Origin of the sequence: Nostoc sphaeroides (assembly GCF_003443655.1) — a bacterium.
Taxonomy (GTDB): Bacteria; Cyanobacteriota; Cyanobacteriia; order Cyanobacteriales; family Nostocaceae; genus Nostoc; species Nostoc sphaeroides.
The window spans coordinates 4,658,072-4,672,136 of record NZ_CP031941.1 but is presented as its reverse complement, the minus strand read 5'-3'; the positions used below and the strand labels follow the sequence as shown (position 1 = coordinate 4,672,136).

At 42.4% G+C, this 14,065-nt stretch carries 12 protein-coding genes; 7 read left to right on the top strand and 5 right to left on the bottom strand.

Going from position 1 to position 14,065, the window contains the following annotated elements; all coding sequences use genetic code 11:
* Window positions 1-9 precede the first annotated feature (9 nt).
* On the top strand, window positions 10-837 hold the full coding sequence (locus tag D1367_RS20770; RefSeq protein ID WP_118168048.1) for a carbohydrate ABC transporter permease: 828 nt from the start codon (window positions 10-12) through the stop codon (window positions 835-837).
* Between the two features lie 219 nt (window positions 838-1,056).
* Here D1367_RS20770 and D1367_RS33120 read toward each other — a convergent pair whose 3' ends face one another.
* Both D1367_RS33120 and D1367_RS20760 read right to left on the bottom strand, forming a co-directional pair.
* Window positions 1,057-1,320 (bottom strand): hypothetical protein, encoded by a 264-nt coding sequence (locus D1367_RS33120; protein ID WP_338042151.1) that lies wholly within the window; start codon window positions 1,318-1,320, stop codon window positions 1,057-1,059.
* Between the two features lie 120 nt (window positions 1,321-1,440).
* Window positions 1,441-2,472, bottom strand: a complete 1,032-nt coding sequence (locus D1367_RS20760; protein WP_118168047.1) for a hypothetical protein — start codon at window positions 2,470-2,472, stop codon at window positions 1,441-1,443.
* A gap of 298 nt (window positions 2,473-2,770) precedes the next feature.
* On the opposite strand from D1367_RS20760, the gene moaA reads away from it, so the two are divergent.
* Window positions 2,771-3,757, top strand: coding sequence for a GTP 3',8-cyclase MoaA (moaA, locus tag D1367_RS20755; RefSeq protein ID WP_118168046.1), 987 nt, complete (start codon window positions 2,771-2,773; stop codon window positions 3,755-3,757).
* A gap of 80 nt (window positions 3,758-3,837) precedes the next feature.
* Here the strand turns inward: moaA and rpsD are convergent, their stop codons facing one another.
* On the bottom strand, window positions 3,838-4,446 hold the full coding sequence (gene rpsD, locus D1367_RS20750) for a 30S ribosomal protein S4 (RefSeq protein ID WP_094349733.1): 609 nt from the start codon (window positions 4,444-4,446) through the stop codon (window positions 3,838-3,840).
* A 410-nt stretch (window positions 4,447-4,856) separates the two neighbouring features.
* On the opposite strand from rpsD, the gene D1367_RS31855 reads away from it, so the two are divergent.
* The 3 genes from D1367_RS31855 (at window position 4,857) to D1367_RS31850 (ending at window position 6,444) form a co-directional block, all read left to right on the top strand.
* The gene (locus D1367_RS31855) at window positions 4,857-5,015 is read left to right on the top strand and encodes a hypothetical protein (RefSeq protein ID WP_220450969.1); all 159 of its coding nucleotides are present in this window, start codon (window positions 4,857-4,859) and stop codon (window positions 5,013-5,015) included.
* Between the two features lie 22 nt (window positions 5,016-5,037).
* The gene (locus D1367_RS20745; RefSeq protein ID WP_228674789.1) at window positions 5,038-5,703 is read left to right on the top strand and encodes a hypothetical protein; all 666 of its coding nucleotides are present in this window, start codon (window positions 5,038-5,040) and stop codon (window positions 5,701-5,703) included.
* A gap of 582 nt (window positions 5,704-6,285) precedes the next feature.
* Window positions 6,286-6,444 carry a hypothetical protein gene (locus D1367_RS31850; protein WP_220450968.1) on the top strand — a complete coding sequence of 53 codons (159 nt, stop codon included), beginning with the start codon at window positions 6,286-6,288 and terminating at the stop codon, window positions 6,442-6,444.
* Between the two features lie 178 nt (window positions 6,445-6,622).
* Here D1367_RS31850 and hetR read toward each other — a convergent pair whose 3' ends face one another.
* Window positions 6,623-7,522 (bottom strand): heterocyst differentiation master regulator HetR, encoded by a 900-nt coding sequence (gene hetR / locus D1367_RS20740; protein ID WP_100898938.1) that lies wholly within the window; start codon window positions 7,520-7,522, stop codon window positions 6,623-6,625.
* Between the two features lie 77 nt (window positions 7,523-7,599).
* On the opposite strand from hetR, the gene D1367_RS31060 reads away from it, so the two are divergent.
* Both D1367_RS31060 and D1367_RS20735 read left to right on the top strand, forming a co-directional pair.
* Window positions 7,600-7,776, top strand: coding sequence for a hypothetical protein (locus D1367_RS31060; RefSeq protein WP_181984906.1), 177 nt, complete (start codon window positions 7,600-7,602; stop codon window positions 7,774-7,776).
* Between the two features lie 1,807 nt (window positions 7,777-9,583).
* Complete coding sequence (locus D1367_RS20735) at window positions 9,584-10,720, top strand: ISAs1 family transposase (protein WP_118164400.1); 1,137 nt, start codon at window positions 9,584-9,586, stop codon at window positions 10,718-10,720.
* Between the two features lie 164 nt (window positions 10,721-10,884).
* On the opposite strand, the gene D1367_RS20730 is transcribed toward D1367_RS20735, so the two are convergent.
* The gene (locus D1367_RS20730) at window positions 10,885-13,299 is read right to left on the bottom strand and encodes an EamA family transporter (RefSeq protein ID WP_118168044.1); all 2,415 of its coding nucleotides are present in this window, start codon (window positions 13,297-13,299) and stop codon (window positions 10,885-10,887) included.
* Between the last annotated feature and the right edge of the window lie 766 nt (window positions 13,300-14,065).

Genomic DNA, 14,065 nt, shown 5'->3' with positions numbered 1-14,065 from the left:
GCTCAAGTTATGTTCAAACCAAACCTGAATCTAAAATCTGGCGATTTTTTGAGCCTAGTAGTCTTACTGCTAGGGGCATTTATCGTTCTACTACCTCTGTTTGTGGTCTTTCTCACCTCCTTTGCACCAACGGCCACCAGCCCGGAAAATTTGGACAAAAATAGCTGGTCTTTAGCTAATTACCGCGTTGCATGGCAACAGGGAAAATTTTTACTGGCGTTTGCTAATTCTACCTTGGTAGCGATCGCTGTGACGGCGTTTCAGATTGTCACTTCTGCTTTAGCTGGTTACGCCTTAGCACGGCTGAAGTTTCGGGGACGCCAAGCACTGCTATTGGTGGTTTTAGCAACTTTAGTGATTCCCTTTCAGTTATTGGTGATTCCCATCTTTTTGGTTTTGAAGTGGGGACACCTGATAAATACTTATGGAGCGCTGATTTTACCCACTGCTGTCAACGGGTTTGGAATTTTCTTGTTACGTCAATATTTCCAGACAATTCCCGTGGAGTTAGAGGAAGCCGCAGCCATAGATGGGGCGAACCGACTGCAAATTTTGTGGCGGGTGATGTTACCTTTAGCCCGTCCGGCCTTGGTGACGCTGTTTTTGTTCACCTTCATCGGGGAATGGAATGATTTGTTTAAGCCTTTGGTGTTTACGACACGACCAGAATTAAGGACGGTGCAACTGGCGTTGGCTGAGTTTCAAGAGCAATTTACGAATAATTGGCCCTTGATGATGGCGGCGGTGACTATAGCGACTGTTCCAGTGATGGTATTATTTCTCATCGGTCAGCGTCAGTTTATTCAAGGTGTTGCTGCGACGGGGATTAAGAATTAGTATCGCTAATTTCGCAATCATCTTTATACAAGCGATCGCCTCTTCTTATGACCTTCACACAAGCGATCGCTCCCAATACGGTTCAGATAAGGTTTTTTGTTGACACGCCCTAGATCCAAAGACGCGATAAATCGCCGTCTTTACAAGAATCAGTCCTTTGTCTTGACGGCGATTTATCGCGTCTCTTGCCTTAACCGAACCGTATTGCGATCGCTCCTTTTACTCGTAGCCAGCCGTAGGCATTGCCGAAATAACAATTGCGTACCCCGAAATAACAATTGCGTACCCCGAAATAGCAAATGCGTACCCCGAAATAACAATTGCGTACCCCGAAATAGCAAATGCGTACCCCGAAATAACAATTGCGTACCCCGAAATAGCAAATGCGTACCCCGAAATAACAATTGCGTACCCCGAAATAGCAAATGCGTACCCCGAAATAACAATTGCGTACCCCGAAATAGCAAATGCGTACCCCGAAATAGCAGAGTCTAAATCATCCCCGGACGCTCGTTCGCCCTTGGCGTGTCGTAGACAAGACTCGCTAACGTGTCGCTAACACAAAACTTAATTACGAATTACGAATTACGAATTACGAATTATTTAACTCGTCTCCTGTATTTGCAGACGTATAGTGTGTTCAGTCGCACCACTAAGTTGCAATTCCATAATTTCACCACCCAGAGGTTCCAAGCAAGTGAGGAGCGATCGCAAGTTGGGTGTACTTGCACCAGTATCTACATATAATCTATCCGCCAAATTACTGATTCGTTTCCAAGTCATGTACAATTTAGCGATCGTTTGTTCAATCTGCGATGCTTGATTCACCAAGTCAGCAGCAATGCTCAAACAGCCGACTCTTTGCGCTTCTTCTAAGGCTGTTTCAATATCAACATCTTCCTTCGTCAGCGCCTGGACTTGAGCCGCCCCTTTGAGATATTTGGCCAAGTTACGCGCTTCGGTAGTTACCTGTTTGAGGGTATCCACATCAGGGTTAGCAGCTATTTCCTTCTGGATAAACTTTTGGTGCGATTCTGGCAGTTTTTCCATTTCCTTCACCAGTGGGGCGATGTAGCGCGGTGGAAGGGTGTTATCTGCGGCTTTTTCTTTGACTGATTCAGGTAATAAATCTGAGGACATGGCTGTCCATTCATCGCTAAGTTGACGCACTTCGCGCCTTGTGATGCGATCGCCTTTTTGGGCGGCTTCACTGACCATCTGTTGCACCTCTGGGACTGCTTTAGAGGTTTCAACAAAAGCTCGTTTGCTGAAGTTGTTCACAGTTGCGGGGTCAAGTTTACCGTCTTCGATGAGAGTATCGGCACTATTCGCCAGTTGAATCCAGGCATAAGCTTGACTTTTGCTGATTTCTCGTTCTTTTAGCCATCGCAGAAAGCCAGTACCGCGTCCGTCACCACCGACTTTCTCTCTGTCGCGGATCGCCCGTAAAATTCGCCCCCGCCAGATTTCAGTTTGCAAATCAAAGCGATCGCATACCTGCCAAGCTATTTCTAGCTGCTCTTGAAAATCTGACTCTAGAATCTGTTCATCTTCTGGATCGGGCAGTTCAAAGCTGATATCTGCTGGCTGTAGTAAAGCAGCAGCAAGGTCGTTTATGGAGTCGGTGTCTTGCACGATTGATGACTAACTAGTGGATGCGATCGGCTTATTATGCCACAATCTGTGGACTCTCACTTAAGGGGGAGTACGGTATCTTGAGTTACAACCAACAAATATAGTAAGCTGTCGCGCATTTAACTTGCACATCTTTTCGTGTTGACTGTTGACTGTTGACTGTTGACTGTTGACTGTTAACCGTCAACCGTCAACGAACTTAGGAAGTGACTATGTAATTTAAAAGCGTAATAGCTTAGGAAGCCGTAAACCAACTTTGTAAAGTCTTTAATTAATTAGAGACAATAAAAATAAAACGATGAATCAGGTAGACTACCTTCGCATTAGCTTAATCGATCGCTGCAATTTTCGTTGTCAGTACTGTATGCCAGAGGGAGTAGAACTGGATTATATTCTCAAGCAACAGATGTTGACTGATGAGGAACTGCTCACCTTAATTGAAGAGGTATTTATTCCAGTAGGCTTTAAGCAGTTTCGGTTGACTGGGGGTGAACCCTTGTTGCGTCCGCGTGTGGTAGATTTGGTAAGTGCGATCGCAAGTCTCCCCCAAACTGAAGACCTCTCAATGACCACCAACGGTTTTTTGCTGGCTCCGATGGCACAAAACCTCTACAATGCTGGTTTGCGACGAATTAATATTAGTCTGGACTCTCTTGATCCCGACATTTTTGATCAAATTATTGGTAATCAGGGGCGTTCTCGTTGGCAACAAGTTTGGCAGGGGATTCAAGCTGCTCATCAAGTCGGATTCGACCCCCTGAAGCTGAATGTGGTGGTAATTCCTGGCGTTAATGACCACGAAGTTCTAGATTTAGCCGCCCTGACAATTGACAAACAGTGGCACGTTCGATTTATTGAATTTATGCCCATTGGTAACGTGCATTTATTTGGCGATCGCGGTTGGGTATCTTCAGCCGAGTTACGGCAACAAATCCGCGATCGCTGGGGCTTGACAGAATCACTTGTTCGTGGTGCTGGCCCTGCTGATGTCTTTCAAATTCCCGGTGCGAAGGGGACACTAGGATTTATTAGTCAGATGTCAGAATGTTTTTGCGATCGTTGTAACCGGATGCGCCTGAGTGCTGACGGCTGGCTACGTCCTTGTTTATTAAATGAAACTGGTCAAATAGATTTAAAAACTGCTTTGCGTTCTGGCACTAGTACGGCTCAATTACAAAAGCAGGTGAGGCATTTACTCGGAATCAAGCCAGAAATTAACTTTAAAGGGCGCGATTCTGGCATTTCAGGGACATATACCCGCACCATGTCGCAAATTGGCGGATGAAAAAAGTTAGGAGTTAAAAGTGAGGAGTTAGGAATTCTCGTCTTGCAACTCCTAACTCATAACTCCTAACTCCTAACTGTTTAAGCTTGTCGTGAGTAGTATTCCACCACAAGTAATTCATTAACTTGTAGTGCCACCCATTCGCGTTCAATAACGCTGTTGACTTTACCAACCAACTTATTTTTGTCAAACTCCAAATGACTGGGGAGGTTTGCCAAACCGGGATATTGCAAGTTAGCTTCCACCAACTTCCGTGATTGTGCCCGATCCCTGACGGCAATTACTTCTCCAGGACGGCATTGATAGCTAGCAATATTAACCACACGACCATTAACAGTTACATGACCGTGATTTACCAGTTGACGAGCTGCTGGGATAGTCGGGGCTATACCCAAGCGGAAAACGGTATTATCCAAGCGCATTTCTAACAATTGCAGCAGCACTTGTCCGGTAGAACCAGTAACACGTCTGGCTTTCCGCACATAGCGCAACAATTGCTTTTCAGTCAAACCGTAGTTGAAGCGGAGCTTTTGCTTTTCTTCTAAACGGATGGCATACTCAGAGCGCTTCTTGCGGTTCTGACCATGCATACCAGGCGGATAAGCGCGTCTGGCGCTTTTACGAGTTAATCCTGGTAAGTCGCCCAAGCGGCGGACAATTCTGAGGCGTGGCCCTCTATATCGGGACATGAGTTTCCTTAATCTAATCCTGTTTAAACTTTACCCAAACATTCCATTTTGACATTCCCTCGATAAAAAATCAGGGGATTCTTGGTTCTTTGAGGCTGCTTGCCTTGGTATGACGTATCCTACCAAAGTAGAGGCATCAACTTTTGCGCCAGTTGCTTTAAGTCGGTATCGACGTACTAGCTTCCAAGCTTTAATTCCGGCCTGTCACGCCGTACTCCTGCCAATAAGTTTTTTGTGTTTATTTAGTTTCGTAAGCTACTCAATCATCAGATTGGTTTACGCAGTATTCTTACTCTGAAATACTTTTTACGTTGCCTACTTATCTTTCAAACAGTTATATTAACACAATTTCCGGCATAATTAATTAGGGACTTCCAAGTAAAAAAATATTCCATTGCTATTGTTGACTGTTGACCGTTGACGGTTCACGAGTTTTCAGTCAACAGTCAACAGTCAACAGTCAACGACTTGAATGTGGAATAATTTATTTTTTGGAGTTCCCTTATGTCTATAGCTTGCTACCGCCGAAATTCTTTAATTACAGAGGATTTTTAAGATATTTGAGTTAGCATAACTTTGGGTGTTTGGAGAATGGCAACGTCAATGAGCAATAAAGCGGTTAGTAGAGGTAAGAACAAACAAGCCAGTTCCACCTCCAGGATTTTAACAGTACCAGTTTTGGCTATAGCTGGATGCTTGGCAACGATTTTACCAAATACAGCGATCGCTGCTTCCTACAACAATGATTATAGTGTCTGTGCAGGTCGCCTCCTAAAAGTGGGTGTAACGGCAGAAGCGGCATCACTTGGTTGTGCAGCAGCACTGCGTCCAAGGGATTTGGCTGCTTGCGTGGTTAAAATTGATAAGGAAACCCAAATTGCCGCGACAGATGCGCTTTCTACTTGTGGGAGGGCCCGGCGTCCTGAGGAGTTAGCTACCTGTGTAGTTGGTGTCAGCTTAAGTACCAAGGAAGAAGCTAATCTGGCAGTTCTAGATTACTGTGGACGTAGTTTGTTACCCGTGCGCTTTGGGCAATGTGTGGTTGGCTTGCGTAGTCAAATCGACTTACCCGCTACACAGGCGTTAGATACTTGTATCAGTGCTGATGATAGTGTTATCGGTGCTTCATCTTCCTCTCCACCGTCAAGTATAATACCTGCGGGTTCAAGTCCAAGTTTAGAGACTACCCCATTTCCAACGCAACCAAGTGTTCCAACACAACCGGTTATTCCAACGCAACCCGGTACGACGAATTAATTACGAATCGTGATGCTTATATCCCCCTTTTTCTAAAAGGGGGATATAAGCGGATAAGCGAATTTATTCGGTCGTGATACAATAAGTTTATGGGTAGGGCGTTATCCATTGGGCTAGGTGATGTAAGACGGCTTTGCCTACTACTGCCCTGTCCCAAAAATTTTGAAGGGTTATGAAATCAATTCGCAATTCGCAATGACGCTCGTTCGCCCTTGGCGTCTCCCCTTGGGAGAAGACTCGCTAACGCTGCGCTAATGCAATTCGCAATTAAACTAAGCCCGACACAACGGGCAGAGGGTTTTAACCTACCAAGAGAATACAAGGATTTTTTCGCTTGAATTCGGGCGAGGTTTTGAACCCTTACTTTTTCGATAAAAGTTCGTAGTAAGGACTTTAGTCCTTGATTTGAGGGATAAATCGCTCACTACAAACCCTTCATAACTAATGGGACAGAACACTACTTTGACTGAAGCAAAAATATCTATATAAAACCATAATTGTCCTCTGCTTGCAAATGCAAACTGAACACTTAGGGACTTCCAAGTAAAAAAATATTCCATTGCTATTGTTCACTGTTGACCGTTGACGGTTCACGAGTTTTCAGTCAACAGTCAACAGTCATCAGTCAACGACTTTAAGTGGAATAATTTATTTTTTGGAGTTCCCTTACAATACAAAAGTCACAAAATCGCTTGTGACTTTTGTACTACTATTATTAGTACAGTGTTACAATCTAAATAGACCAACCATCCCCCTACTTTTAAGCAAGGGACAAAATCAGTGGAAAGCTTAGAAAGTAAGCTTTTTAAATTTTGCGTAGCGCTACTAATACAGTCCGACAGAAATAAACTACCATTTCATTACAGCCAGAAAGCCCAAAATTAGAGCATGAGTGAGTTTTGACTTCCGCGCTGCGGCGCTAGTCTTCTCTTTCGCCAAAAACTGTCTGTAAAATTACTGGAATACCCCCATCTTGGTGATATTTATCTGCCCAGGCACGGATAACTTCATCCAATTCTTCCATAGCCTGCTCCATTTTTTCTGGGAGGATATCAAGTTCTTCTAGCAAGCGCATGGCATTTCGTCGCCGTTCTGCCCAATTTTTCATCATGCGAAAATACCGAGCGGTATCTTCTACCATGATGTAAGTGCGTTCTTGATCGTCTGCTGGAGCATAAAAAGGACGGGTAAGAGCATAGAAGGGCATTCCCCAAGGAGAATCAATGCGTGTTACCGTTCCTGAGTAGAGCAGACGGCGCTTGATATGCTCACCCAAGGCTTCACTCAAAGGCATTTGGTGTTCCGGCGGTAAGTCTTCTTGCGATCGCCTGTGCAAAAACTCAATCAAATCCAGAAACTCAAAAGAGCTAACTAACTGAGCATCAGGTAAGTTACTTGGAAGTTTTTGCTCAATTTGCCTTTTTTCTTCACTTGTCAGACTAGTACCAGGAACGCGCGATCGCCCTGGTTGCCAAGGATACTTTTCTAGCCACACATAAGGCAATTGAATTAAATAGCGCGGTTCCTGAGAACCCAGCATCTTTAATAGTTTGCCTTCTGTTAGAGCCTGTCTGACTTCTTCTACAATAATTTTTACCCGTTTCGGCTCCAAGTGGTGCAAATGCCCCGTCATCCGCAGGTTTTGCCCCTGCTCAAGATAGGTCATGTAAATTGCACACTTTGCTGCTGTTGCGGCTGCGTCTAAAAATGCCCCATGCCTGTGCCCACTCGTCCGCATGGCACTAAAAGCCAGATAAAGCATGATCTGATCCATCGCACTGGGGTCAAGACGTTTGATCAGATCTATGTCGTTACTCATATTACAGACAATTGAATAGCACGTTTACAGAATTTTTAATCGATTGAAGATAGGTAGTATACACCTGGCTGAAAGCGATGTATTCACTTCAGACTATATTAGTATGCGATAACTATGAAATCCGTGGTAGCCCAAACTACCATTTTCGCATATTTTCTGGTGTTAAGGCAGATTTAGTTGTGGTTACTATAACTGTCTTTGCATCTGACCGGAAAATTACAGACATCACTAAGTCCAGCTTGACAACGGTTTAAATCCCAAAAGTCAACTGTGTTGCAAGTAATTTACAAAGCCTTTAACTTTTCTGGGGTTTTTCTCATCTTTCAAGAGCAATAACGTCAAGCTATTTACACCTAATTATCGCACTTTGCCGACTCGGAGTAAAAAGTATTTTGCGCGATTCATCTGGGATATCTGTGACTCGAAAAAGATGGCTTTTATTCAGCTTTGGTGAATTATTTTTAGTACACAGGTGGCTAAAGTTAATTGGGAGTGGTCTAAAAAGAAATCGCTTACCAGGTGTAGAAAAATTCAGAGGTTGAGCCACGCGGCTCGTTGCGAACTATCATCTTCACAACCTCCAGTGATGTCTCGCCACTATAAGCCGTTGGCTTGAGGGAAGATAGTAGACATCAAGTAGAGCAATTAATTCCAATTTCAAAAATACCTGTTTTTCAAATATCGTTCCTTATCATATCATTCTTTTTGGGTTTTGTAATAATTTTATGTATTTCATAAAATTTTAAATCATGCGTATTTAAATAATTTATATTTTTGTTAAATCAAGGTTTGATGATATTTTTATTTTGACTCCTATATGTAAATCATAATTATCTTTTTGCGTTGATAAGTTTACACAAAAAGCCGCAATTTAATCTGAATTAATCCCATAGCTATCAGGTCTTTTTGAACATGCTCATAGCGCAATAATTAGTTATTAGTTAAATATATAATAAAACATCTTAGATTTTATTTGATGATTATTTATATATTTTTTTCATGAAAGAATTTTAAATTTCATGATTTAACTAATTCTTTGGTTACTTTAAAGCATATTTTTACCTTGCTATTTTATATACTTGAGAAGCTTGAATTGCATAAATAAAAGGAAGAAAATCCGCAGCAAGCTACGATATAAGCTTCTTTATTTGGGTGTCTGGGCGTAGTTTACCGCCGTAGGCATCGCAGACCAAATTCACTAGTACAGAGCGATAGAAATAAAGATACCATCTCACTAAACACAATAAGTAAATGGGTGTGAATAATTAAAAGTTTGTAATCAGCACCTCCAGCCTTATTTTAAGGTCTGAAGATCCTTGCTAAAACTCAATTTAGTGAATTTTACATTACTTAACATAGTTTAATTTATTCTTGCCCACTTACTGAGTCTACCACGCTTAAAACTGGGTTACTCTAAACATTTCTGCTAGTTAAACGTGCTGCAATGGTCTTAACTCCTTGCCAATCTCCTCCTTGAGCAAGTACTCGTGCCAAATTGCTTGAGTCAGTACTACTCGTACTGCTTATATATACGTGTTTACCTACCTGTATCAGGCTAAATCCCTAAAAGAATATTACAAGTCAAGTTATTCTGATTACTACTTACTCATCTATTAGGGACTTCCAAGTAAAAAAATATTCCATTGCTATTGTTCACTGTTGACCGTTGACGGTTCACGAGTTTTCAGTCAACAGTCAACGACTTGAATGTGGAATAGTTTATTTTTTGGAGTTCCCTTAAGTGTTATCTGCTCTTATACAGCAGTCCTATATTATTTGTAAAAACACAAGATCCCCGGCTTCTTTAAGAAGCCGGGGATCTTGTGTGTCCAGATGATTTAGGGAAGTTGCAACTAAGCGTATTCGCGTCAGGATTGGTGCCCAGAGTTATGGGAGCTATTTTACCTCCCACTACACCGAAACTGATTGAACTCGTCATTTAATTCGTGGGACTAGAGGGTTTAACCCAGGGCAAACGCATCAAAATTGGCGACAAAGATGAGGTACAATGAAGGGTTGTAATTTTGCCAGTATTTCAGGCGATCGCAACATCGACAAATTATGAGTGCGAACTTTGACAATACTATCCTCAAATACTTTTCTAACCTGGAAGATCCAAGAATTGAGCGTACTAAACAACATCAATTGGTAGATATCGTTGCAATCGCAATATTAGCAGTTATCAGTGGATCGGATACCTGGGTAGCAATTGAGACTTATGCTCAAGCCAAACGGGAATGGCTAGAAACGTTTCTGGCATTACCCAACGGTATTCCTTCCCATGACACGATTGCAAGAGTGTTTGCCAGATTAAATCCCCAAGCATTTGAGCAATGCTTTCATCGGTGGGTGGGGTCAATTACTGAAGCTATTGGCGCTCAAGTAATACCTATTGATGGGAAAACAGTGCGGCAATCATTTGACCGCAATAGTGGACAAAAAGCAATTCATGTTGTCAGTGCTTGGGCAAGCGAACATCGGCTGGTGTTAGGTCAACTTAAAGTTGATTCCAAATCGAATGAAATAACGGCAATTCCGAAATTATTGGAGTTGCTAGATATTGTTGGATGTATCATTACAATTGATGCGATGGGATGCCAGAAAGAAATCGCTGCCCAGATTATCGCAAAAAATGCAGATTACGTTCTTGCTCTCAAAGCAAATCAAAGTAAACTTGAGGGTGCAGTTAACAGTTGGTTTGAAAAAGCTCAAAGCAACAATTTTGAAGGTGTTGACCACAGTTATCATCATACAATCGAAAGCGCTCATGGTCGGATTGAAATTCGCAAATACTGGAGTGTCCCTGTTGAACAGCTAGGGGAGATACCAAACCAGGAAAAATGGTCAGGACTGAGGAGCGTAGGAATGGTCATGTGCGAACGTAGGCTTTGGAATAAAACAACTATTGAAGTTCGCTTTTATATTAGCAGTTTAGAGCATGATGCTGTTGTTTTAGCTCATGCTGTTCGTAGTCATTGGGGGATAGAAAATTCTGTGCATTGGGTACTGGACATGACATTCCATGAAGATGCTAGTCGTATCCGTAAAGATAATGCCCCTCTTAATTTTTCTGTTCTACGGCGTTTATCTTTGAATCTTTTAGATAAAGATAAAACGGTGCGTGGAAGTGTTGCGATGAAAAGATATCGCGCAGGTTTAGATAACAATTACCTACTTCAAGTTATCGCAGCCATCTAAGTCTTCTCTCACGTCGAAAATTTAGCTATAAATGGTAGTTTTAGGTTGTCTAAAACAATTTTCTCATGAAGATATTGCAGTAAATACACAACTTTACATTTTTATAAATTGCCAAATACATCTGTAACTTGCAATACATATAAATGATTATTTGTCAAATAAAATTAGATGCGTTTGCCCTGGGGTTTAACCTGATTTCGCATTGTTTCAAAGCTGAAAGCAGCCGCGCCAAAGGTTACTAACAACACTCCGAGAATTTGCACTATATCCAAATTTTCTTGAATGATTAACCCAGCGAAAATCACGGTTAAAACTGGGATTGTACCACCGATGAGCGCCGATCGCGAGCCACCTAGTTTACTAATACCAACATTGTTGAGCAAATAGCCGGCAAGAGTCAACACACCCAAAATAAATGCACTTAAAACCAGTTCCAGCATCTTAGAGGGATCAACCGCCAAGTTCCAATCGCTTGGTAAAGGTAGCATCAAGCAGATAAAGCTCAACAGCAACATGGTGGCGAAGTTAATCAAAGTAAAAGTCACGGGATGTAGTTTGCTAGCACAAACCCGCGTCAGAATTATGTAGGCTGCAAAAGCCACGCCCGAAAGAATGGCGGCGCTGCTTCCCATTGAAGTGTTACCCATACCTGGGTTGGGAGAACCTCCTAAAACCAACAATTCACCGCAGCAAATCGCAGCGATCGCACTGATGCGAAATGTGGTAGGGCGATCGCGAAACAGAAACCACGACAATAAACCACTAACCATTGGATAGATAAAGAACAGTGCGATCGCCATTCCAGTTGTGACTTGAGCGATCGCAATGTATATGAGAACCTGAGACAAAAACAAAAAGCAGCCACTCACAACTGACAACAGCAAAATCTGCTTGGTAGCTGCATTAGCAGGTGTAGGATTTCCTCTAACTGAGTTAGCCAAGTTCTCTAAATCTTGCCACAAAGTCGGATGTAGTATCGGAGATAACAGTATCATCAGTGGGACTACTACCATAAACCGTAGGGTCAAAATTAAGAAAGTATTGCCCAAAGTGGGCGGTAGCAAGCGTTCTACCTCTAATACTCCAAAAATCTGGGAACCTTCGTGGAAAATCACCTTGATGGCTACGTTATAAAGCGACGATAGCACTGCCGATAAGACAATCAACAATAAACCGATTTGGATCGACGATAAACCAGAGGAATTGCGCGATCGCGATTGTGGAGGCTTTGCTTCTGGCTGTGGCTTTAGCGCAGTAGAAGGCGGGTATTTAGTTTTGCTGGGTGAGACGTTCCTGCGGAGGAGAGAAATTGATTCAGCAGCGTTTCTCCTTCGTGTAGGTTCTATTGCTTCCGGTTGTGGTACAGATACAGTCGGAGGTTCTGATGTCGTTTCGTTTTCCGATAAGTCCTTATTCAGGACAGAAATTGGTTCAGCAGCATTATCTTTTGGTGGCGGAACTACAACAGCATTCGGCTCTGATTTAGTTTCCCTTTGGGACGAGTCTTGGCTGGGGATAGAAATTGGGTTTGCGGTGTTTTCTCTAACAACAGTCGGCTCTGATGTCGTTTCCCTTGGGGACGAGTCTTTAGTGGTGATAGAAATTGGGTTTGCGGTGTTTTCTCTAACAACAGTCGGCTCTGATGTCGTTTCCCTTGGGGACGAGTCTTTAGTGGTGATAGAAATTATGTTAGCGACGTTTTCTCTAAGAACCGGCGGTTGTGATGTTGTTTCCCTTGGGGATAAGTCTTTGCTGGGGATAGAAATTGGGTTCGCGCCGTTTTCTCTAACAACAGTCGGCTCTGATGTCGTTTCCCTTGGTGAAAATTTATTAGCGATCGCGGAAATTGGCTCAGGGGAATTTCTTACTACTTCGCCAACCTGTGGCGGGGATGTCTCAAAAGAACTGTTTTTTTCTGGCTCGGTAAATTGCAAAACAGTAGGTGTTCCTGCTGTTGCTGGTTTGCGTGAAGCAACTTCAATAGTTTTGTCTAATTCTCCATGCAGGCGATTAACAAACTCCGCCAAAATCGTTTCCCCTTGCTGCTGCTGGCTGTACATCCGTGACAACTGTTGGGAAAGATTACTTTGATAGTTCTTCAGTTCCTGTTGCAGCGAGTTAAAGGTAACAGTAACGGTGTCATCCAAGCTGTCAAACATGTGTTCGACTTTTTCATTGATTTCACCTACTACATTGCTGCTTACTTCAGCCGACTTAAGCGCAGCTTGATCGTAAGACTTGCCCTCTATGTTTTGGTTAGCTAAAGTTGCCAGAGAGGATTGCAGTTGTGAAGATATATGTTTCGCCAGAACTTCTGCCAGTTGCCGAATTAACACTTGTTGCTCAGTAATTTGGCGCACTTGTTGTAAATGCTCTTTTTCTTCTAGCAAGCTTTGAATGTCATCAGATAACCGATTTTTTTCTGACTGAAGCCGCTTTACGTCTTCCTGCAATCCTCTGAGGACATTCTGCTGAAGATTTTCTAAGTCTTCAACTACAGCCCAAAGAGCATTTTCTGCTGCTCTGGATAGCTCGCCTCTGACTCTTGGGTTTTCTGGTTGCTTCTCGAATCGCCCCATTAGCTTCTAACCTCTAACACCTTGACGATAAAGCTGCTTCCGGTACAATTTATTGGCGCTCATACTAATTTTCTGTATTTTGTCAGATAAATTAAAAATTTTAACAGCACTTGGGCATTTCAACGTAATTCTGTCATACTGAACACAACTTGGCAAAGCATCAAATCTGCCCTACTGCTTAATAATCAGTATTTTTTCAGCATTGATTAAGTATTTAGCCATTCGATTTTGGACTCCGGTTTTCCTCAATCGAACGATTTTAGATTGTCGTATGGCTGTAACTAGCTTGAAATGACACCTTTTTGATTTTTGATCCTTTCATGTACATCAATATAATATTTGCCAATGAGATTTTTACTTTTAAATAAATCTCACTCCAAATAAATATTTATTGTTTTGCTACCAATACTAATTGTCAAAGACTTGTAGATGCGTGTGCTTAGGTAGAAAGTTATCTACCTTGCGAAACTAGTAGTCTGTCTCATAAGTTCTGATTGATTAGTTTGTTACCAAAACCCTGTATAGACGCGAAATTTCGCGTCTATGCAACTGGGTTGCGAGATCCGCGAGATCCCCGACAACTTTTACGAAGTCGGGGATCTGAACACCTTAACCTTTCAGAAATAATTACATGAAGCACTAGTTGTAAATTTGTGTGGAATGTAACTTGTGTGACAGTTTATATCTCTAAATGGAGATTAAAGTATCTTTCTGTGGAAATTCAAACTTACGCTATCCCCTGCACAACATTCTAATGAATCAGCAG